Genomic DNA, 21,270 nt, shown 5'->3' with positions numbered 1-21,270 from the left:
CAACCTGCCCGATCTACGTCTGTCACCACTGGTCTCTTCCGAACCGGTACATGGAACTCAGGGTGAGACGCCACCGCTCCGCCGGGTCACCAGCATCAACACCCTGCTCGGCATTCACGACACCTCGGCCATGGCGCCGCGCCCCTTGTGCTCGCCGCCGACGTCGGCGTCAGAGTCGTCTCCAGGCGCGGCCGAGGTCGGCCGACACCGGCTCGCCACCCTCCCCCGTCCCGGCACAACACCCCTCCGCGCTCGCCCCCACACCCGAAGCCAAGCCCATCCGGTCGGCGTCGGCCTTGACGACGTACACCTCCCAGGGCTCCTTGCCAGGGCCGGTCACCCAGACCTTGTCCTGGAGGGCGTAGCAGCAGGACGTGTCGTTCTCCTCGAAGGTGGCGAGCCCGGCATCCTGGAGGCGGGCGGTGGCGGCGGTGACCTGACCGGTGGTGGCGACTTCGACGCCGAGGTGGTCGAGGCGGGTGTCCTGGCCGGCCTCGCCCTCGATGAGGACGAGCTTGAGCGGGGGCTCGGTGAGGGCGAAGTTGGCGTAGCCGGGGCGGCGCTTGGCGGGTTCGGTGCCGAACAGCTTGGAGTAGAAGGTCACCGACGCTTCGAGGTCGGCGACGTTGAGCGCGAGCTGAACACGGGACACGACAGACATGACAATCTCCCCGGACCAGGCTGCATCGATGTTTATCGATGCCATGCGTCCGAGCTTGCCCCTTGGATCGAAGTTAGTCAACATAGACGCATGTCGATTCAAGAGCTTGAGGTGCTCGGTCGGAATGTCGTCGGAACAGAGGGCTGCTGCCCAGGGCTGCTGTCCGCGCCGCTGGACCAGGGGCAGGCCGAGGCGCTGGCGAAGGTGTTCAAGGCGCTCGGGGACCCGGTGCGGCTGCGACTGCTGTCGATGATCGCCTCCCGCGTGGGCGGAGAGGTCTGCGTCTGTGATCTCACCCCGGCGTTCGACCTGTCCCAGCCGACGATCTCGCACCATCTGAAACTGCTCCGGGAGGCCGGACTGATCGCCTCCGAGCGGCGTGGGACCTGGGTGTACTACCGGCTGCTGCCGGAGACCACCGACCGGCTCGCCGGAGTCCTCACCCGCCCCGGCGGCGAGCCTCTGCCCGCCGCGTCGACCGAGTGCGGCCCCGACGGAGACGCCGGGACCCACGCGTGAGGTCCGGCACCGCTGCCCCGGCCAGGCCGGTGGACGTGCGGCTGCCGTTCCTCGACCGCTATCTCGCGCTGTGGATTCTCGCGGCGATGGCCGCCGGACTCGCCCTCGGACGGCTCGTCTCCGGCCTCGGGGACGCGCTCGCGCGGGTGACGGTGGCGGGGGTGTCGCTGCCGATCGCGCTCGGACTGCTGGTGATGATGTACCCGGCGCTGGCGAAGGTCCGCTACGACCGACTCGACACCGTCACCCGCGACCGCCCCCTCCTGCTCTGGTCGCTGGTCCTGAACTGGGTGATCGGCCCGGCGCTGATGTTCGCCCTGGCGTGGATCTTCCTGCCGGATCTGCCGGAGTACCGCACCGGGCTGATCATCGTCGGGCTCGCCCGCTGCATCGCCATGGTCATCATCTGGAACGACCTCGCCTGCGGCGACCGGGAGGCCGCAGCCGTCCTCGTCGCCCTCAACTCGGTCTTCCAGGTCCTCGCCTTCGGCCTGCTGGGCTGGTTCTACCTCGACGTGCTTCCCGGCTGGCTCGGCCTGGCCACCACCGGACTCGACATCTCGGTCTGGGAGATCGCCGGGAGTGTCCTGATCTTCCTCGGCATCCCCCTCGCCGCCGGATACCTCACCCGCCGGATCGGCGAGAGGGCCAGAGGCCGCGACTGGTACGAGACACGGCTGATGCCCCAGATCGGGCCGTTCGCGCTCTACGGGCTGCTGTTCACCATCGTGATCCTGTTCGCCCTCCAGGGCGACGCCATCACCTCCCGGCCACTGGATGTGGCCCGGATCGCCCTGCCCCTGCTCGTGTACTTCGCCGCTATGTGGGCCGGGTCCATGGCCATCGGCAAGGCGGCGGGGCTCGGCTACCCGAGGGCGACGACCCTGGCGTTCACGGCAGCGGGCAACAACTTCGAACTGGCCATCGCCGTCGCCATCGCAACTTTCGGCGCGGCCTCCGGCCAGGCCCTGGCCGGGGTCGTCGGACCGCTCATCGAGGTCCCCGTGCTCATCGGCCTGGTCCATGTCGCTCTTGGGGTCCGCCGCTACTTCCCCACCACTCCCGCTCCGGTGGCCGAACCGACCGCCGCCTCCCTCGCCGAAGGTGCCAACCGTGTCTGACCGCCTACCCGTCCGGCCGTCCGTCCTGTTCGTCTGCGTCCACAACGCCGGACGCTCCCAGATGGCCGCCGCGTTCCTCACGCACCTCGCGGGCGACCGGGTCGACGTCCGCTCCGCCGGCTCGGAGCCCGCCGACACACTCAACCCCGCCGTCATCGAGGTCATGGCCGAGAAGGGAATCGACCTGACCGGGTTCATCCCCAAGCTCCTCACCCCCGACGCCGTCCACGCCTCCGACGTCGTCATCACCATGGGCTGCGGCGACACCTGCCCCGTCTTCCCCGGCAAGACCTACCTCGACTGGCCCCTGGACGACCCCGCCGGACAGTCCCTCAACCCTGTACGTGCCATCCGCGACGAGATCGAGCAGCGTGTCCGGGGCCTGCTGGCCGAGCTTCTGCTCTAGCAGCATCCGGCCTCGGATTGCCCTTCACAGCTGGAATGATCAGCACGCGGCGATGCGAGACGAGCGGCAGCAGCCCCGATCCGGGCAGGCTTACTGGCAGCACTGCTATCAGACTGGGAACATCGCGCCGGGCAAGTCCGGTTCGCGGAGAAGCGGGCGACGGAACGACGAAGTCACGGTTCCACCGCAGCCGTCCTCCTCGACAACGTCCCAGTGCGTGGGGCGGCGGTCTCATCCTCGACTCCGCTTGTGAGCAACACGGCACCCGCCTGCGCGCGCAACGCCTTCCCTCGCCACCAAGAGACTCAGATCATGAGAAAAGCCAGGTCAGAACGGATCTGACCTGGCTTTGAACTGAGCCGCCTTCGGGATTCGAACCCGAGACCTACGCATTACGAGTGCGCCAGAGATCGTGACGGGCCGTGTCGGCTGGTGTTGCCGGATGCCATTGTGCCTGATCAGAGCACTGGTGCCGGTCCGGCGGGTGCCGGTCCGTGTTGCACCGTCCAAAGGCGTCCGCGCTCCCCTTGCGCTCCCGCCGTCACAAGCGGATGTACAGGGAGCGACAACTGCCCGCAGTCCACGACACAGCGCACCTGCTTGTAGACACCACACAAGCCCTAACCGATCTCTCCCATCCACATGCGCCGTCCGAGTTCATCGAGTTCCGCGCGCCGCTCCTCAAACTCGGGCAGTGCCGAGCTCAACAAGCGCCAGAAGTCGGCCCGATGCCCTGGTACCCGAACGTGCGCCAGCTCATGGGCGACGACGTAGTCCACGAGATGCATGGGCAACTGGAAGAGGGGCCACCCCAGGCTCATTCGCCCAGGCCCGTGCCCGCCCTCCTCCGGTCGATACGTCCCCCAACGCCGCCCCAGGTCACGTACCTCCACCTCAGGCTCGGCCACCCCCATCCGGGCAGCCCAGGGCTGGAGACGTCCCCTCGTCCACGCATGCCCCGCACGGCAGTACCAGTTGATCAGAGCGCCTCGCCCCCGGTCCGGGTCATCGGCCTGCTCCTGGCTCACCACCAGACGCCCGGCGACCAGCCGAACCCGGACATCGGCTGGCGCGTCCGCAGAGACGGCCAAACGGTACGTCCGTCCCAGATACCGGAAGGACTCACCGTCGACCAGCCGCTTCGGCGGGTTCAGCGGGCGGATCCGCTCGCTGAACCCGACCTTCTCCACCAGCCAGGCCCGGTGTGCGCGAACGAAATCCTCCGCGTCGGCAGCTGGACGCCCCTCGGGCACGTGCACGGTAAGACCCGCGTCCGGCTCCACGGTCAGAGCGAACCTCTTACGGCGGGCGCTGACCCGCACGCGCAGCTCCAGGCCATCGACGGCAAGCAGATCCCCCTCGGCCAGCCCCTCACAGGCCAGGGAAACGCGGTCATCGACGAGTACGGTCACCCAGCTCATTCTTCCCTGGACCTGCTGAGAAAGTGCCGCTTGTTGTCCGCCGCATACGCTGCGAGCCGCTGCGCGATGCCCTTGAGCACCGACCAGTCCGCGCTGGTCGAGGGCAGCACGCCGCCCTTGACCAGCTGGGTCTCAATGCCGTTCGCGAGCGTGTTGATGTCCTGGTTCTGTCCCTGATAGGACGCCTTGGCCATGGTCTGCCCGGCCGTGTCGCACACCGCGAGGACCAACGGGCGAACATCCGGCTGCCCGCGTACGACCCCCGGGTTCTCCTCCAGAAGCTGGTCGACGAGCCGGTACACCTTCTGCTCCAACGGGCTAAGCCCCGCGAGCGCCGGATCCTCCTCGTCCTCCAGCCGGGCCTTCTCGATCAGCGTGCCGAACTCCGCGATCTGCTCGTCGAACCGGCCTGGCAGTTCGCGCAGGATCTCCTCCAGCCGCTCGGACAGGAGTTTGTACTTCGCCGGATCCTCCCGCTTGACCCGCTCCTCCAAGTGGAAGCGCAGCGCATGTCCCATCTCGGCGGCCGCCTCGCGCGGTGGCAGGGCTTGTACCGTCTCGTCGAAGGCGGGCGAGGTGAGCGAGACGGGCGGGATGACCTGTTCGATCTCCGGCCCCTCCAAGTGTTCGGCGATCATCGCCCGGACCTTGCGCCCGTACTGGCGCAGGGTGAACGTACCGCCCGGTGCGTCCCTGTAGAGCCGTCGTACACGCTTCTGCAGCATGCCCCAGCGTCGGGCATCGGCCACGAACTCCAGGCCGCGCTCATGCGGCAGTACGCGCTCCAGGACGGCGAGAAACTCGTGCAGCACGGCGTCGTATTCAAAGCGTGCTGTCTCGTCCTCAAGGGCATGCGCGGCCGAACCCAGCTTCGCGGGATCGGCGAGATCAGCATCGCTCACCCCGTGCAGACGCAGATGGTCCCGCACGGCCTGAGCGGCCGGTTCCAGATCGTCGATCTCTTCCGAGAGGCTGAGCATCGTGTCGTCGACGTCGGCGTCCTGGTACTCGGCCAGCGCTTCGGTCAGGTGCTCGAAGACGCCGTAGTAGTCGACGACGTACCCGACCTCCTTGCCTGGCATCGGCCGGTTGACCCGGGCGACGGCCTGGAGCAGTTCGGCGTCGCGGATCGGCCGGTCCAGATAGAGAGCCTGCTCGCGCGGGGCGTCGAAACCTGTCAGCAGCATCGATTTCACAATGAGGAAGGCGATCGGGCTCTCGGGGTGTACAGGATCGGGTGGCCCTGCCGCTGCCGGCTGCCCAGGCGCTCCTTGTGACCAGGGCAAATCAGCTGCGACGTCCTGCGGCGGAACATCCTGGTGTAGGGGGCTGAAGGGTGTGTTGATGACCCAGTCGGGCTCGGGCCGCAAATGCGGGAACGCCTGGTGGAAGCGCTTGATATACGCCTTCTGCCGCTCCGCCTCGGTCCAGTGCAGCCACTGGCGGCGCTTACGCTCCTCGCCCGGGGAGATGACGGGCACGAAGTCGATACGGCGCAGCAGGGAACGGTACTGGTGGGCCTGGTAGAGATAGCGCAGCCGTCGGGGAAGCTTTTCTAGCGGGATACCTGTCACCGACTCAGGCTGGAATGCGGCGAGTTCGACCATCAGCGAGTCGCGGGCGAGTCTCAGCGCGTGGTGGTACTCCACGGCCGCCCTCCGGCTGACCGCAGCGACCTGGGCCTTGAAGCCACCCCCAGGCAGCACCCAGGTCACCCAGTGCTCCAGCATGTCCTCGGCCTTGGCACGGATCATCGGCTGTGATTCGGCGACATCACGCGCAGTAGGCGAGGTCCGCAGCAGCTTCTGCTTCTCGTCGTCCGTGAGGCCTTGGATCAGGTCCGCGAAGTTCCGGTCGAGGCCGTCCTTGTCGAAGACCTTGCCCTGTCCGGTTCGGCCTTCGTAGCGAATGCGTACGACGACGCCGTCGCGCTCGGCCTCCGACATCCGGTACTCGTCGAGGAACTTCCGGTCCCGACCCCCGCCGAAAATCCGGCGGCTGTCGTCCAGCTGGCCCGTCATGATCGGCGTACCGGTGAAACCGATCTTCGCCGCGTTGGGGATGGCCTTGCGCAGGGCCGCGTGCAGCGTATTGGTGTGCGAACGGTGCGCCTCGTCGACCAGGACCAGGATGTCCGGGGAGGTGTTGCACTCGGGAAAGTTCGGCACGGGCGGAGGCACTTCGGCCTTGCCCTTCTTCCTTGACCGTTCGGCGTCCTCGTATTCCGCCGCGAGGTCCCGGTCGTCCCCGTCTTTCCCGCCCTCTTCCGCCTTGAAGGTGAAGCCGCCGCCGTACTTCTGGATCATCGCGAAAACGACCCGCCGCCCGCCGTCCTCCAGCAACCCCTGCATCTGGGTGCGGGTCTCGGCGGTCTCGACGTCGGACTCGCTCAGCTTCAGGGTCGCGGACAGCTGGTCCTGGAGCTGGGTCCTGTCGGTGACCACGACGACCATGAACTCACTGAGCCGGGGATGCAGATGTATCCGGCGCACAAGGAACGTCATGGTCAGACTCTTGCCGGAACCCTGGGTATGCCAGATGACCCCGCCGCGCTCGTCGTCGGGTACGAGGGCGCCACGCTTCCGGCCGGTGAGCAGTCTGTGTACGGCCTTCTCCGCGGCGCGGTACTGCTGGTGCCGGGCCACCGCCTTGACGGTCCGCGTTCCGCCGGATTCGGTCTCGACGGGGAGCGGGATGACGTAGTGGCGCAGGACATTGAGTAGCCCGGCCGGCCGCAGGACGACTCCGACGAGCTTGTGCCGCTCGTTCAGCTTGCCTACATGCTCCGGGAGCTCGCTCTTGAGCGTGGCAGGGCTCTCCGGCTCGATGCTCCTCCAGGGGTGGAAGTGGTCGGGCGTGGAGGTGATCGTCCCGAGGTACGCAGTCTCTGCGGTGGCGGCAACCAGCAGCTGCACGGTCCGGAACAGCTCCGGTACCCCGGCGGGCACCGGCAGGTCGCTGCCGTCACGCTCGTCGTCTGCGATCGGATCGCCCGCGTAGTGCCGCAGGTCGAGTACGGCACTGCGGATGGGGTCGGCGAGGTCGGGGCTCTTGCACTCGACGGCGACGAGCGGAATACCGTTCACGAACAGGACGAGGTCGAGTATCGACACCTCCCCAGCACTGTTCTTGACGCGGAGCTGATCGACGACGGTGAAGTCGTTGAACGCGAGCCGGTCTGCCTCCGGGCGCCATTCGATGTACTGCACGGTGGCGGACGCCCCGCCGTGCTCGGCTGACGGGCCGGTGAGGACATAGCCGTTGAGCAGCATTTCAGTGGTGTCGAAGTTGGCCTGAGCGACACCCCGCCCCAGGGAGACGGACGCGAGCTCGGCGATAGAGCAGGCGGCGTCCGTGTCGTCCATCCACGGCTTCCGGTCGGCCGCCCTGACGTTGATGCGCCGCAGAGCGGCACTCAGCTTGTCGACGAGCAGCGGTGTCACGGCGTCGAGAGTGTCGATCTCCTTGCCGGCGACATGGGTCCACCCCATCGCCACCAGCTGCGCGACGATCGGCCGCTCCACCTCGTCCCGCTCCACCTGCACCACCACGCCCCGTGCCTTCCGTCCGTCGCCCGCTCCCCGGATGAACCATTCTGCGCCTTGGGTGGGCCGAGGGACGAGGGGCCTCCAAGATTGGACATGGCTGACCTGCGAATATGTCACGCTTTGGACCAGCACCGATCGCTTTGGGTGGGCCCGGTCAGGCGCTGCCGACCAGCAGATCGTCCACAAGCCCCACCCGGAGAGCCCGCAGCTTGGCCAACTCCGTGGACTCTCGGTGCACTTGCCGCGAGAATGAGCGAAGCTGGTCAAGCATCCGCGCCTGAGTCCCGATATCCGGCAGCGGAACCGGAATTCCTCGCACCGTTGCCGCCGACACTTTGACCATGCTCTCCGACGTCCCCTGAGCCATTGCCCGAATATATCGACGCGCACGGGTCGACATCAGGACAGCAGCTAGAAACGGTGCCGCACAGCGAGCCGATGGTCGAATTCTCATCATAAGATCTGGGTAGATGCACGGCGTCCCTACATCTCGATACACGCCTGCCAGCCCCACCAGTTCCCTCGTATTAGCGCGACTCATCAGAAGATCACCGTCCCGCAACGTGGCACTGTGAGTCGCCAGGGCCGGGCTCGGCGCATTCTTTAGCTGAGCCGGCTTGAAACCAGCGGGAGTCAGACAACCAAGCCCCAACATCTGAACGCCAGTCCAGGTGTCACTCTCGACAGGCGAGAATCCATTTCGAATTGGCCCATCGGCCGCATCTGCCAGGGTGCAGTCCCACGCCATCGCACCCAGCCCGGATTCGATCGCACCTGCCTTCATAGCATTCAGCTTGGTAATCGACGCCTCAATCGTACGCTCCTGCGCCCTCACAGCATCAATAATCTCAACGATCCGCCCTTGCTCAGCAAGAGGCAGGATCGGAAAATCCAATGCCGCGAAGCGCTCACCTCCGAGATGAGCAATACTAGTTGTCTTCTTGGCAATAGAAGCGAACACGCCCCGTGCGAGCCAACGCTCGAAAATAACCTGCGCATAAGCTGACAACACTTGACTGCTCGGCCGGAACCTCACCAGGGTGTTCTGAAAGCAGTACTCGCCATCAACACCCTCATAAATGGCACTGCGGCCCACGAGTTCCAGGCTCTGCCCTTCGTTCAGCAGAATATCGCCAGACTTGAGGCTATATGCCTCCCGCTCACGACCGCTGAAGCTCATCGTGTTCACGTCTGCATAGTCGATGCGCCCCAAATGGACATTCGCGACTCGCAGATACGGGAACTGCCCCGCAGTACTCCGACTCGCAGGCGAAAGTTGCTTGCCCATGCGAACGTCACCGGCCTCACGTACCGGAATCCAGCTAACCTCGGCGTTAGCCCGCATAACCAAGCTCCTTCAAGAGCCCGTCCAACGTCTCCGCCGCCCGTTCCCGGGCCACCCGGATCTCCCTCAACGACACCGCGTACTTGTCAGCCCATACTCCATACGCATCCGCCAACTCCCGCCACCTCCGAACCACATGCCCATCCAGCTTTCCCGCAAGGTCCGCCTGCAGCAGCTCCAGCACCACCCGCCGCTCGTCCTCCCCCGTCAAAGCGTCCCGCGCCCGGAACAACCAGGGCTTTTCCTCCCCCAGCTCCAGCTGCTCCCCCGGCTTCCACTCGAACCAGAACTCTGCCTCAAGGCGCTTGATCCGCGCGCCCACCTTCGCGCGGTCCTTCTTCACCTGGGCCAGCTCAGCCAGCTGCTCGACGGTCAGCGCCACTTCCTCGCGCGTGGAAGCGTCCTCGTCGCCCCCGCCTTCCCCCTCTTCGGCAGGCTCCGCGTTCAGTTCCTTCCACCGCGCGTCCAGATCCGCCTTCCGCGCATCTGCCTCCGCCAGCTCCTCCAGAAAGTCCGGCACGATCGCGGCGACGATCTTGTGGGCGTAGGCCTGCCGACGCTCCGCCGCCGTCCTCTTCCGTAGCTTCCGTGTCCTCGGGTCCTGCTCGGGTGCCAGCAGTGTGTCGACGTTTTCGACCCAGCCGTTCACCACTCCTGCGAACCCGTTCTCCGACAGGGCAAGCAGGTCGTACTTTGCCTCGTACCACCATCCGGCCACCGCCCCCGCGAGCGCGTACCGATCCAGCAGACCAATCCCGCTCAGCCGCTCCACGAACGACTCCATCAGCGAGCCCCGTACCGCCATCAACGCAGCTTTGCGCTCCGAAGCGGTCAGCTCGGCCAGCCGCTCCGGAGTTGCCGCCACGGTCTCCAGGTGACGGGCCTCCGCCTCCCACCACTCATCGAAGGCCACGCGCAGCGCGTCCTCGCGAGGGCGGGCCAGTTCTCCAAGGCGTGCTGCGTCCGGGCGCCGCTCCTCGGGCAGGAAGTCCACGTATTCTGCGTCCGCAGGCTCGCGCTCCACGAAGAGGTCTGCCAGCCCCACCCCGTATGCGTCGAGCAGTTCCTTCTTCGCCTCGATCTCCACTCGCGGCACCCCACCCACCAGGTGCGCCCGGACGTCCTGCGGCTCCGGCGGCGGAGTGTTGTCCACGTAGCGGCGGATGTTGAAGTTGTCGTCGTTGTCGGCGAGCTCCTCGCGGCTCACCACCCGCGAGAACCCCGGCACCTCCGCGTACGAGTGATACGTCGATGTGATCTTCTCGGCGTGCTCAGGCAGGAGGACGTTCTGCGCCGACTCCTTGCGGTACTCCCGGTCGGCGTTGATGAACAGCACCTTGCCTGCCCGCGCCGGGTCCTTGTTGCCCGGCGGACGCAGCAGCAGGATGCAGGCCGGGATACCGGTGCCGTAGAAGAGGTTGGGGGCAAGCCCGATGACGGCCTCGATCACGTCCTCGTCGAGGAGCTTCGTACGGATCTCCTGCTCACCACCACCACGGAAGAGCACCCCATGGGGCATGACTGTGATGACCACACCGCCGCGCCCTTCCTTTTTGGTCTCCCAGAGCATGTGCTGGAGGAACATCAGGTCGGCCTTGCCGCGCTCGCTCGTCGCACCGTAGGTCGTGCGCTGCGTGCCATGCATGAGGTCGCCGAGCACGTAGTCCATCGAGAACGGCGGATTGCTGAGCACCCCGTCGAAGCGCTCCTCGTCGGACTTCGGCACGTGCGCCGGCTCGGCGAGGGTGTCGCCGGTGCGCAGGTCGAAACGACGCACTCCGTGCAGCACCATGTTCATCGTCGACATGATCCAGGAACCACTATTGGCGTCCTGGCCAGCGAAGAACATGTCTGAAGTGTCCCCGCCGTGCTCCTCCACGTACTCCTTCGCGTGGATGAGCATGCCGCCCGAGCCAACGCAAGGATCGTAGATCCGCATGCCCTGTCGCGGGCCGAGAAGCTCGACCATCATGCGGACCACGGCGCGCGGGGTATAGAATTCGCCGCCCTTGCGGCCGGCGGAGTCCGCGAACTCCTTGATCAGGTATTCGTACGCGGCACCGATCAGGTCGGGGAACTCGAAGTCGTCCGTCCGGAGCCGGATTCGCCCGAAGTGCGCGATGAGCAGCTTCAGCCGCTGGTCTGCGAGCTTGGCCGAGCCAGCCGCTGTACCCGAGCCGCCGATCCGGTTGAAGTCAAGGTGATCGAAGAGACCCTTGAGCTTGCTGTTCTGGCCTTCCAGCGCTTGGAGAGCAGGGCGTAGTCGGTCCTCAGTGATGTTGTGGGTCGCGGAGGAGATCCACTTCCACCGAGCGTTCCTCGGGACGAACAGCACATCGCGATCGCTGTAGGCGGACTCCTGCTCCAGGTAGCCCTCCAGCATCTCTCCGGCAAGGCCCAGCTCCTCGGCCGCACGCGCCTTGATGTGATCTCGTGCAGCCTCGAACTCGTCATTGGCCCGCTTCAGGAAGAGCAGGCCAAAGATGTAGTCCTTGTACTCGGAGGCGTCCATCGTGCCCCGGAGAATGTCCGCGGCAGCGAACAGATGCCGCTCCAACTGCGCGAGCGTGAGCTTGGCCACGAAAACGACTCCCTACGACCCCGGCATGACGTAGGAACCCTACGGCGGAGGTGCACCCCGACGGAAACCGCACGCCCCGCCTGACTGGCTTTCGTCAGTACGAGGCGATCCCGAGGCCGTCCTCAACGAAGGTGAAGACATCGGTGTACGGATCACGGTGGACCATCAGCACATGATCACCGTGGGTTGCGTTCATCTTGAGAGCGCGCTTCTTTGCTTCTACGAAACTGCCGCGTTCGATCTGCTCAGGCAGCACGCTCTTGAGGTTCGCCACGTCCTTGGCGAACGGGAGCCGGACTGCCACATCATCGCAAACCCCGCCGAACGTGCCGGTCACCGGCTTGTGGTGGAGCAGCCGCCACACCTCGAAGCAAGGATGCGAGAAGGCGACACGTACGTCCCCCTCGCGTGCCTGCTTCAATGCCGTATCAATCGATTCGTGCTCATCACGGTCGAACAGGCACCAGACCTGAGGCCAGAACTCTTTCTTCAGGCCGCTGCGCTTCGCTTCCCGAGCCTGCTCTCGCATCAGCCGCACGGCGGCCTCGACCAGCTTGATCGGCTTGCGCTGAGAACCCGGAGCGCTGGAGTTCGCGATGTGAACGTCGACCGCCATCGACGGATCAAGGTAAACACCCTGGTCCCGAACGATCCGGATGTAGTCGGGCTCAGTGACCTTGCCCTCGGTGAAGACATGGACGACTCGACGGCGCCGCCCACGCTGCTGTTTCGCAGGCCCAAGTGAATCCTTCCCCCTCGTACGTGCCATCAGCCCAGCTCCGCCCCGTGCCCGCGATCCTTCTCCCGTTGCCTGCCCGTTGCTGCCAGCAACCGCCGGGCGATCTGGCCCTCCAGGAGATCGGGAACGGCACCGAATGCCCCGGCCAGATAGGACTTCATCAGGTCCTCGCCCTCTCCCGGAGAAGCGGCGGTCAGGGAATAGAGCTCCGTGGCCCCGTCGTCGTCCTTCTCCGTGAGCCACACCTGGCCCGGCTCCAGAAGGCGCCCGCCACTCGGCGTCGTCAGCACCGAAGGATCATGCGAAGTGAAGATGAGCTGAGCACCCTTCGAGTTGGCGTCGGTGTCGTGGAAAAGCCGGATGACCTCTGCGGCGAAGCGCGGGTGCAGGCTGGCATCCAGTTCGTCCACCAACAGCACAGCGCCCTCGTCGAGCGCCAGCAGCAGCGGCCCGAGCAGGGCGTACCAGGAGCGGGTGCCGTAGGACTCGTGCCGCCAGTCGAAGGCGACGTCTCCGGCAGCCGACCGGTGAGTGAGCTTCACCGCGACCCGGTCCTTGCCCTCCGAGACGACTTCGGCGCCAGTGATGCCGAGGTCTGCGACCTGCAAAAGCTCGTTGATGCGGCGGGCTCGGATGCCGGAGAGTTCCCGCGTGGTGAAACTCTCCCGTTCGGTCCGCTCGTCCTCAGGGTTGATCAGCCACAGGTTGCGGCGGAACCAGTGAAAGAGCGGGGAGAGCTGGGGGTGGTTGTCCGTGCCGGCGGTGGACAGCAGCAGAGCATTCGGGCGGGTACGACGCGCAAGCTGAACCCGGTCCTTGACCCGAGCCCCAGGCCATTCATAGACCTCTGGTCGCGAGGCGTCCCGGTCGAGCCACACCTGTCGGTGCCCACGGGGATAGCTGTGCAGCCACTCAGCCTCGACCCGGTCCGTGCCGAGCTCGAAGCCATACGTCCAGCGGATGCCATCGAGCACAAGGTCGGCTTCGAAGAAGCTGGGCTCGGTCTCACTCTTGTGATCGAGCCCGAACGGCTTGCGTGGGATGCTCTCGAACGATGCCCACCGTGCATACGAGTTAAGGACGGCCGTACGCATATCTGCGAGGGCGGCGAGTACGTTCGATTTCCCTGAGGCGTTGGCTCCAAAGATGCCGACTAGGGGAAAGACACCTGCGGAGCGGTCCCCCCCGAGCTTCAGCTCTCGCACTGCGGCGCCGGGCTCACTGTCAGAGGCAATGAAGGACAGCTCCTGCTCATCACGCAGTGACCGCACATTCGCGGTGCGGAATCGGAGCAGCACACCGTCCCCCTCTCTTTGTCTCTGTGGTCAGACTAGCCGTCCACCCTCGCACCGGCCCATCAACGTCTCGATCACTGTCTCCGACGACGTAGACGCCCTGCGGTTCGGTCGCCACCGTCGGGCGACGCTTCGAAGTTGCTGTGGGCTCACCTACGTGGCATCTGCTGGAGGGTTTCCACAAAGCGATCCCGCCAGCTGGGAAGCTGATGACCGACCGCACCCCGCCCATCCCAGCTTGTTCGCGCGCTCCCGCCAGTCCAGCCTCTGCGCTCATGCGCTCCCCTTGGACCAGCCAGCACGGAGCAGGAGGCTCCGCCAACCGGGAAATCACCCCGGAAAAGCAAAAAACCCCAGGTCACGGCGAGTGAGTCCTGAGGTTCTTCAGAGCCGCCTTCGGGATTCGAACCCGAGACCTACGCATTACGAGTGCGTTGCTCTGGCCATCTGAGCTAAGGCGGCACGCCACACGCACCATGGTGCGATTGGCAACGTCGGAAAGTCTACACAGTTTCCGGGGGTGCTCCGTACCAGCCCTGGGCGGCCCTGAAGGCCGACCCTGAGCCCCTGATCACCCGCCCGAGGCGACGCAGCGCCGCGACGTCCGCCACGCCATCGCCGCCGCACCACAGGCGACGGGGGGCGCCCCCAGCGTGGCCAAAGCCAGCCACATCACCGAAACGCCCGCCTCACCCCACCCCCACTACCGACACCGCTTCCCACCCCCAGGCACCACCCCCCGCACCAGATACGCATTGATCGCCCGATCCACACACCCACTCCCCCGCCCATACGCCGTATGCCCATCCCCCTCGTACGTCAGCAGCCGCGCCGACGTGAGCTGGCGGGAGAGGGACTGGGCCCAGCGGTACGGGGTCGCGGGGTCGCGGGTCGTGCCGACCACGACGATCGGGGCGGCGCCCTTCGCCTCGATGCGGTGTGGTTCGCCGGTCGGTGCCACGGGCCAGTACGCGCAGTTCAGCGCGGACCAGGCGAAGCCCTCGCCGAAGACCGGGGACGCCTTCTCGAAGTCGGGCAGGGCCTCCCGCACCTGGTCGGGGGTGTCGAAGGCGGGCGGCAGGTCCAGGCAGTTCACGGCCGAGTTGGCGAACATCAGGTTGGTGTAGCGGCCGTCCGGCTCGCGCTCGTAGTAGCTGTCCGAGAGGGCCAGCAGCCCGGCGCCGTCGTTCTTCCGCATCGCCGAGGTCAGTGATTCCCGCAGTAGCGGCCAGGCCCCCTGGTCGTACATCGCCGCGATCACGCCCGTCGTCGCGAGGGACTCGGTCAGTCGGCGGCCGTTGGTGTCGCCGGTGGGGACGGGCCGGGCGTCGAGCTTGCCGAAGAACGCCTTGAGGTTGCGGCCGACCTGGTCGGGGCTCGTGTTCTTCTTGCCGAGCGAGCAGTCCGACCGGCGCACACAGTCCTTCGCGAACGCCCGGAACGCGGTCTCGAAGCCCGCCGTCTGGTCCAGGTTCAGCCGCCGCGCGCTCAGTGACGGGTCCATCGCCCCGTCCAGTACGAGCCGCCCCGTCCGCTCCGGGAAGAGCCCGGCATAGGTCGCGCCGAGGAACGTCCCGTACGACGCGCCGACGTAGTTCAGCTTCCGGTCGCCCAGCACCGCCCGCACGATGTCCATGTCACGCGCCGCCTCGACCGTGGAGACATGGCGCAGCAGCCGCGACGACCGCGCACCGCAGCCCTCCGCGTACTTCTGGTACGACGCGACCAGCGCGTCCCGCTCCCTCTCGTCGTCCGGCGTCACATCGGTCTGCGTGTAGCGGTCCATGCCCGGACCGTCGAGGCACCGCACCGGCTCGCTGCGCGCCACCCCGCGCGGATCGACCGCCACCATGTCGTAGCGGGCCCGCACCTCCTCCGGGTAGCCGATGCCGGCGTACGACTGGAGGAAGTCCACCGCAGAACCGCCCGGTCCGCCGGGGTTCACCAGCAGCGACCCCAGCCGCTTCCCCGGCCCCGTCGCCTTCTTGCGGGCCACGGCCAGCCGGACATCGCCCGCACCGGGGTTCCCGTAGTCCAGCGGTGCCCGCACCGTGGCGCACTGGAAACCGGGGACACCGCACCCACGCCAAGCCGGCTTCTGCCCGTAGTAGGAGGTCAGAGCCGTCGGCGTGGCCTGTGGCAGCGCGGCCAGCGCCGCGTCCGCCGCCGTGGACGCCGACCCCGTCGCGCTTCCCGAGGAGCACGCCGACACCAGCAGCACGGCGGAGGCGAGCAGCGTGACGGCGGTACGGGACGTGCGAGAGGGGTGCGGGGTGCGGTGCGTGCGCCTTGTGTGCATCCGGCGAGCGTAACTGTGCGCGTCGGCTTGAACACCGTGCGCACGCGATGCGCCACGGATGAGGTACGGCGTCAACGCGTCAGGCGGTACGGGGTCGGGGGGGATCTCCTCCATTGGTATGGGGTCGGGAGGATCTCCGTGATCGGTACGGGGTCGGGGAATCTCCGTCATCGGTACGGGGTCAAGGGATCGCCTCCGTCGGTCCGTGAACGGAGCATGATGCCGCCGACGTCCTGCGCGCCGGTCTCGGCCGGCGGCCGTACGGCGGTGGTGGTGCAGGTCCTCGACACCGGTCCGCATCCCGCCGCCACCGCCACGCGACGGCGTCCGGTCTCAGCCCGCTCTCAGCGCCATCGTCATCGCCTCCACCGCCAGCAACGGCGCCACATTGCGGTCCAGCGCGTCCCGGCACGCGCCGATCGCCTCGATGCGGCGCAGTGTGGCCTCCGGGGTGCCCGCGCGGGCCAGCCGGTCCAGGCTGTCCTCCACATCCGCGTTGGCGATCGCCACGCGCGAGCCCATCTGGAGGGCCAGGACATCGCGGTAGAAGCTGGTCAGGTCCGTCAGCGCCACGTCGAGGCTGTCGCGCTGCGTGCGCGTTCTGCGGCGCTTCTGCTTGTCCTCCAGGTCCTTGACCACGCCCGCTGTACCGCGCGGCAACCGGCCCCCCTGGACCGCGCCCAGTGCCGCCTTCAGCTCCTCGGTCTCCTTGCCGTCCATCTCCTCGGCGAGTTGCTTGGCGTCCTCACTCGCCGCGTCGACCAACTCCTGCGCCGCCTTGAGACAGCCGCCGATGTCCTCGACGCGGAGCGGGAGCTTGAGGACGGTCGCCCGGCGCGCCCGCGCGGCCGGGTCGGTCGCCAGCCGCCGGGCCCGGTCGACGTGTCCCTGCGTGGCCCGCGCCGCCGCCGCTGCCACCTCCGGCTCGACGCCCTCGCGCCGGACCAGCATGTCGGCCACGGCACTCACCGACGGCGTACTCAGATTCAGATGACGGCAGCGGGAGCGGATCGTCGGCAGCACGTCCTCCAGGGACGGGGCGCACAGCAGCCAGACCGTGCGCGGCGCCGGTTCCTCCACCGCCTTCAGGACCGCGTTCGCCGACTTCTCGTTCAGCCGCTCGGCGTCCTGGACGAGGATGACCTGCCAGCGGCCGTTCGCCGGGGACGTGAACGACTTGCGGACCGTGTCCCGCATGTCGTCGGCCAGGATCTGCGTACCGACCGCCGCGACCGTCGTCACATCCGCGTGCGTCCCCACCAGTGCCGTATGACAGCCGTCGCAGAAGCCGCAGCCGGGCGCGCCGCCCAGCGCCCGGTCCGGGCTCACGCACTGGAGCGCCGCGGCGAAGGCCCGCGCGGTCTGGGTCCGGCCCGCCCCCGGCGGACCCGTGAACAGCCAGGCGTGCGTCATCTTCGACGCCTCCGGCGGCGGCCCGCCCGACACCGCCGCGGTGACCAGCGCGTCGGCGTCCCGGGCGGCGGCGTCGAGCCCTGCGCTCACCCGCTCCTGCCCCACCAGGTCGTCCCACACGGTCATGGTCACCCCGCCCTTCCGCTCCCGTACCTCCGGCCGCACCGTCTCGCCCCGCGTCGCCGGACCTGCCTCACTCCGCGGCTTCCATTGTGCGGCCCACCACTGACAATCGGGCGCGGGTGGCTCCGCTCCGGGCCGTCCAGCGCGGCGACCGGCGACCGGCGTCCGGCGACCGGCCTCCGGCACGGACCGCATCCACGCCGCCGCGCCCGTCACCAGCCCCGGTCGCTCGGCCACGCCAACGCTGGCCACGGCCCCGGGCGCTCAGGTCGACCCTAGCCACGACCCGGTCGCTCAGCCCCGTCGACCCCGGCCACCACCCGGGTCACCCGGCCGCGCCAACCCCGGCCACCACCCCTGTCACTCAGCCCCGTCGGCCCCGGCCCCGCCCACCGGCCGCGCCGCCGCCTCCCGGCTCGTCGTCGTCCTCGTAGTCGTCGTCCTCGTCCCGCCGTCCGAGGAGTTCGTCCGCCAGCGTCGGGAGGTCGTCGAGCGGGGTCTCCTCCGCCCAGTCCGAGCGCGGCCGACGTCGAGGAGCCTCCTGCGCGCCCGCCGTCCTCGGGGTGCCGTCCTCGCCGATCTGCGGAATCTCCCGCGTACGGTCCTCCAAGCCCCCCGGTCGGCTCCCGCCCTCCGACGGCTCGTCCCTGAAGAACCCCGGCGGTACCCGGTCCGCGGGATCGCCGTCCCGCACGGGTGGCAGCACGGCCGTCTCGTCGGCGGCGCCAGGAACGACCGGAGGCAGCACCGCGGTCTCGTCCGCCGCGCCCGACGGCACCGGCGGCAGCACCGCCGTCTCGTCGGCGGCCCCAGGAACGACCGGAGGCAGTACGGCGGTCTCGTCCGCCGCGCCCGACGGGACCGGCGGCTGCGGCAGCTCCGTCGTCACCTCGTTCTCGCCGACCCCACGGGAGCCACGCCTAGGCGCCCCGGAGTCGTCCTTCTCCAACGACCACGAAGACCTGGAAGCCGTACCAGAAGTTCCAGAGGTCCCCGGCGTCCCAGAAGCCCCCGAGCCCCCGCCACCTGTGCCCTCCCCCGGCAGCGACACCACCGGCGTAGGCACGGTCGCCGCCTCCGGCCCCCGCGCGGGTGCGCTCGGGCGGCGCGGGCCCGCCGCTGCCGCCGCCGCGGCCTCTTCCGCCGCCCGGCGAGCCTGCTCGGCCCGCAGCAGCGCGGCCTCCGCCTTCTGCTGCTTCTCCAGGCGACGGGCCTCGGCCTCCGCCCGCAGCCGGGCCTCCTCCTCGGCCTGCTGACGGCGGCGCTCCTCCTCGGCCTTGCGCCGGGCCTCCTCCTCCGCGCGGGCCTTCTCCTCGGCGAGCAGCCGGACGCGCTCCTCCTCCGCGCGGCGGCGGGCTTCCTCGGCGCGCTGCCGGGCCTCCTCCGCCTGGCGCTCGGCCTCACGCCGCTGCGCCTCCTCCAGCTCACGCTGCTTGCGCTCGGCCTCCTCCTGGCGCAGCTTCGCCAGTTGCGCCTCGCGCTCACGCTCCAGCCGCTCCTCCTCGGCCTTGCGCGCGGCTTCCTCCTCCGCCTTGCGGCGGGCCTCCTCCTCGGCCTTGCGCCGCGCTTCCTCCTGCGCCTTCACCTCGGCCTCGGAGAGCGGCAGCGTCTGGTCGAGACGGGCCCGGATCACCGTCGTGACGGCCTCCGGTTCCTGTCCGGCGTCCACCACCAGGTACCGGCCGGGATCGGCGGCGGCCAGCGTGAGGAACCCGGAACGCACCCGCGCGTGGAACTCGGCGGGCTCCGACTCCAGCCGGTCCGGCGCCTCCGTGAACCGCTCCCGCGCGGTCTCCGGCGAGACATCCAGCAGCACCGTCAGATGCGGTACGAGTCCGGCGGTCGCCCAGCGCGAGATCCGGGCGATCTCGGTCGGGGACAGATCGCGCCCGGCGCCCTGGTAGGCCACCGACGAGTCGATGTACCGGTCCGTGATGACGACCGCGCCGCGCTCCAGCGCGGGCCGCACCACCGTGTCGACGTGCTCCGCGCGGTCGGCGGCGTACAGGAGCGCCTCCGCGCGGTGCGAGAGCCCGGCGCTCGACACGTCCAGCAGGATGGACCGCAGCCGCTTGCCGACCGGCGTGGCGCCCGGCTCGCGCGTGAGCACCACCTCGTGGCCCTTGGCCCGGATCCACTCGGCGAGCGCCTCCGCCTGGGTCGACTTCCCGGCGCCGTCGCCGCCCTCCAGGGCGATGAAGAAACCGGAGGCGGCGGGCGCCTGCACCGGGTCGTCGCCGCGCAGCAGCGCGTCCCGCAGATCGTGCCGCAGGGGCACGCCCGCGCGGTCGTCCAGCTTGGCCAGCACCAGCGCCGCCACCGGCAGCAGCAGCGCGCCGACCAGCATCAGCGTGAACGCGGCTCCGCCGTGCGCGAACACGAACCTGCCGTTCTCCACCCGGTGCGGCCCGATCAGCGCGGCCACCACGGGCGCGAGCACCGCGCCCAGTGCCACGAACACACGGACGACCGCGTGCAGATGCTCGGTCGTCCGGGCGCGGCGGAACTCCTCGGTCTCCTGGTCCAGCAGCGCGTGCCCGGTGTTGGCCGCCACGCCCGCGCCGACGCCCGCGAGGGCGACGATCAGCAGCACCGTCGCCACATCCGGGACCAGTCCCGCGGCCAGCAGGGCGATTCCGGTGAAAGCGATCGCCAGCGCCAGCAGCCGGCGCCGCGACAGCGACACCAGCAGTCCGGGCGCCGTACGAATCCCGATCACGACCCCGCCGGTCAGCACCAGCACCAGCAGGCCGTATGTCACCGGTCCGCCGCCCAGGTCCTTGGCGTGCAGCACGGACACGGCGACCGCCGCGGCGACGGCGCCCGCGACCGCCGCGCAGGCGAACACCAGCAGCGTGATGGCGCCCGTACGGCCCTTGTCCGCGCTCGTACCGATCCTGGGGCGGCGCAGCCCCTCCAGCGGCGACCGCGCGCGGGGCGTGCGCAGGCCGGGCACCTCCAGGAAGGTCAGCACCGACAGCGACGCCGCGAAGAGCCCGGCGGCCACATACGAGGCCAGCGCGGCCTGGTGCTGGGCGAACCACTCGACACCGGCGCCCAGCAGGTTGTTCAGCAGCGAGGCGACGACCAGGGCGGCTCCGGCCAGCGGAACCGCCACGAACGCCGTACGCAGCGACAGCCGCCGCAGGGCGTCCATGTGGTCCGGCAGCGGCCGTACCGTCGCGCCCTCCGGCGGCGGGGCGGGCAGCAGCGCGGGCGCGGCGCTCTCCCGGCTCACCGTCCAGAACCGCTCGGCGACCCCCGCGACGAAGGCGGTGACCAGCAGGACCGCCAGCGCGTTGTCCGGCGTCCAGTCGATCCACAGGGGCGCCACGATCAGCAGCGCCGCGCGGAGACCGTCGGCGCCGACCATGGTCCAGCGGCGGTCCAGCGGACCGTCCTGGGAGGTGAGCGAGGACAGCGGCCCGAGCAGGACCGCCCCGAACAGCAGGATCGCCAGGACCCGCGCGGCGAAGACGGCCGCGACCGCGAGGGCCACACCGCGGTACCCGCCGCCGAACGAGCCGGTCGCGATCGCCGCCTGGAGCGCCAGCACGACCAGCACCAGCAGCGCCAGCGTGTCACCGACCCCGCCGATGAGCTGCGCGCTCCACAACCGCTTGAGCTGGGGTCGGCGCAGCAGCGCGCGCACCGCACGCTCACGGGAGTCGGCCACCAGCGCGTCGTCGGAGGCTGCTGGGGGGGCCGTTGGCTGCTCGGCTCGCGTCATGCGTTCAGCCTATCGGCACGCACCGACACTCCACGGCGCTCACCCGAACACCCGCACGCCCTCCACGGA

At 68.7% G+C, this 21,270-nt stretch carries 13 protein-coding genes and 2 tRNA genes; 3 read left to right on the top strand and 12 right to left on the bottom strand.

Features of this window, described 5'->3' with window-relative positions:
* Positions 1-169 precede the first annotated feature (169 nt).
* A complete protein-coding gene (locus tag AB0D49_RS35550; protein ID WP_362766278.1) occupies positions 170-652 on the bottom strand; it encodes an ArsI/CadI family heavy metal resistance metalloenzyme in 483 nt (160 codons plus the stop codon).
* 99 nt (positions 653-751) lie between these two features.
* Between AB0D49_RS35550 and AB0D49_RS35545 the strand changes: the two genes are divergently transcribed.
* The 3 genes from AB0D49_RS35545 to AB0D49_RS35535 all read left to right on the top strand — a co-directional run bounded on the left by AB0D49_RS35545 (position 752) and on the right by AB0D49_RS35535 (position 2,707).
* Positions 752-1,180 carry a metalloregulator ArsR/SmtB family transcription factor gene (locus tag AB0D49_RS35545; protein ID WP_362766155.1) on the top strand — a complete coding sequence of 143 codons (429 nt, stop codon included), beginning with the start codon at positions 752-754 and terminating at the stop codon, positions 1,178-1,180.
* Positions 1,177-2,301 (top strand): ACR3 family arsenite efflux transporter, encoded by a 1,125-nt coding sequence (gene arsB, locus AB0D49_RS35540; protein ID WP_362766152.1) that lies wholly within the window; start codon positions 1,177-1,179, stop codon positions 2,299-2,301. Before AB0D49_RS35545 ends, arsB begins: the two co-directional genes overlap by 4 nt.
* Before the next feature lie 61 nt (positions 2,302-2,362).
* A complete protein-coding gene (locus AB0D49_RS35535) occupies positions 2,363-2,707 on the top strand; it encodes an arsenate reductase ArsC (protein ID WP_362766275.1) in 345 nt (114 codons plus the stop codon).
* A gap of 357 nt (positions 2,708-3,064) precedes the next feature.
* On the opposite strand, the gene AB0D49_RS35530 is transcribed toward AB0D49_RS35535, so the two are convergent.
* The 11 genes from AB0D49_RS35530 to tmk form a co-directional block, all read right to left on the bottom strand.
* Positions 3,065-3,137 (bottom strand) — tRNA-Ser (locus AB0D49_RS35530).
* Positions 3,138-3,327: 190 nt separating this feature from the next.
* Positions 3,328-4,119, bottom strand: coding sequence for a SprT family zinc-dependent metalloprotease (locus AB0D49_RS35525; RefSeq protein ID WP_362766149.1), 792 nt, complete (start codon positions 4,117-4,119; stop codon positions 3,328-3,330).
* Positions 4,120-4,124: 5 nt separating this feature from the next.
* Positions 4,125-7,679 (bottom strand): type I restriction endonuclease, encoded by a 3,555-nt coding sequence (locus AB0D49_RS35520; RefSeq protein WP_362766146.1) that lies wholly within the window; start codon positions 7,677-7,679, stop codon positions 4,125-4,127.
* Between the two features lie 151 nt (positions 7,680-7,830).
* The gene (locus AB0D49_RS35515) at positions 7,831-8,964 is read right to left on the bottom strand and encodes a restriction endonuclease subunit S (protein ID WP_362766272.1); all 1,134 of its coding nucleotides are present in this window, start codon (positions 8,962-8,964) and stop codon (positions 7,831-7,833) included.
* Positions 8,965-9,010: 46 nt separating this feature from the next.
* Positions 9,011-11,602 carry a class I SAM-dependent DNA methyltransferase gene (locus AB0D49_RS35510; RefSeq protein ID WP_362766143.1) on the bottom strand — a complete coding sequence of 864 codons (2,592 nt, stop codon included), beginning with the start codon at positions 11,600-11,602 and terminating at the stop codon, positions 9,011-9,013.
* Positions 11,603-11,696: 94 nt separating this feature from the next.
* Positions 11,697-12,371, bottom strand: coding sequence for an RloB family protein (locus AB0D49_RS35505; protein ID WP_362766140.1), 675 nt, complete (start codon positions 12,369-12,371; stop codon positions 11,697-11,699).
* Positions 12,371-13,639, bottom strand: a complete 1,269-nt coding sequence (locus AB0D49_RS35500) for an AAA family ATPase (protein WP_362766137.1) — start codon at positions 13,637-13,639, stop codon at positions 12,371-12,373. The genes AB0D49_RS35505 and AB0D49_RS35500 overlap by 1 nt, the downstream gene beginning before the upstream one ends.
* Positions 13,640-14,024: 385 nt before the next feature.
* Positions 14,025-14,098: transfer RNA gene (locus tag AB0D49_RS35495), tRNA-Thr, on the bottom strand.
* Positions 14,099-14,339: 241 nt separating this feature from the next.
* On the bottom strand, positions 14,340-15,935 hold the full coding sequence (locus tag AB0D49_RS35490) for an alpha/beta hydrolase (protein WP_362766134.1): 1,596 nt from the start codon (positions 15,933-15,935) through the stop codon (positions 14,340-14,342).
* A gap of 333 nt (positions 15,936-16,268) precedes the next feature.
* Positions 16,269-17,474 carry a DNA polymerase III subunit delta' gene (locus AB0D49_RS35485; RefSeq protein ID WP_362766269.1) on the bottom strand — a complete coding sequence of 402 codons (1,206 nt, stop codon included), beginning with the start codon at positions 17,472-17,474 and terminating at the stop codon, positions 16,269-16,271.
* 361 nt (positions 17,475-17,835) lie between these two features.
* Positions 17,836-21,201: a dTMP kinase gene (gene tmk, locus AB0D49_RS35480; RefSeq protein ID WP_362766132.1), complete on the bottom strand. Its 3,366-nt coding sequence runs from the start codon at positions 21,199-21,201 to the stop codon at positions 17,836-17,838.
* Positions 21,202-21,270 lie beyond the last annotated feature (69 nt).

This window comes from Streptomyces sp. NPDC048290, assembly GCF_040652095.1.
In the GTDB taxonomy this organism is placed as follows: Bacteria; Actinomycetota; Actinomycetes; order Streptomycetales; family Streptomycetaceae; genus Streptomyces.
This window is presented reverse-complemented; position numbering and strand designations above follow the sequence as displayed.

Excerpts from the sequence above, each read along its gene's own strand:
- AB0D49_RS35545 (WP_362766155.1), top strand. The coding sequence starts at position 752 with ATGTCGATTCAAGAGCTTGAGGTGCTCGGTCGGAATGTCGTCGGAACA.
- AB0D49_RS35535 (WP_362766275.1), top strand. The coding sequence starts at position 2,363 with ATGGCCGCCGCGTTCCTCACGCACCTCGCGGGCGACCGGGTCGACGTC.
- AB0D49_RS35515 (WP_362766272.1), bottom strand. The coding sequence starts at position 8,964 with ATGGGCAAGCAACTTTCGCCTGCGAGTCGGAGTACTGCGGGGCAGTTC.
- AB0D49_RS35505 (WP_362766140.1), bottom strand. The coding sequence starts at position 12,371 with ATGGCACGTACGAGGGGGAAGGATTCACTTGGGCCTGCGAAACAGCAG.
- AB0D49_RS35490 (WP_362766134.1), bottom strand. The coding sequence starts at position 15,935 with ATGCACACAAGGCGCACGCACCGCACCCCGCACCCCTCTCGCACGTCC.
- AB0D49_RS35485 (WP_362766269.1), bottom strand. The coding sequence starts at position 17,474 with ATGACCGTGTGGGACGACCTGGTGGGGCAGGAGCGGGTGAGCGCAGGG.
- tmk (WP_362766132.1), bottom strand. The coding sequence starts at position 21,201 with ATGACGCGAGCCGAGCAGCCAACGGCCCCCCCAGCAGCCTCCGACGAC.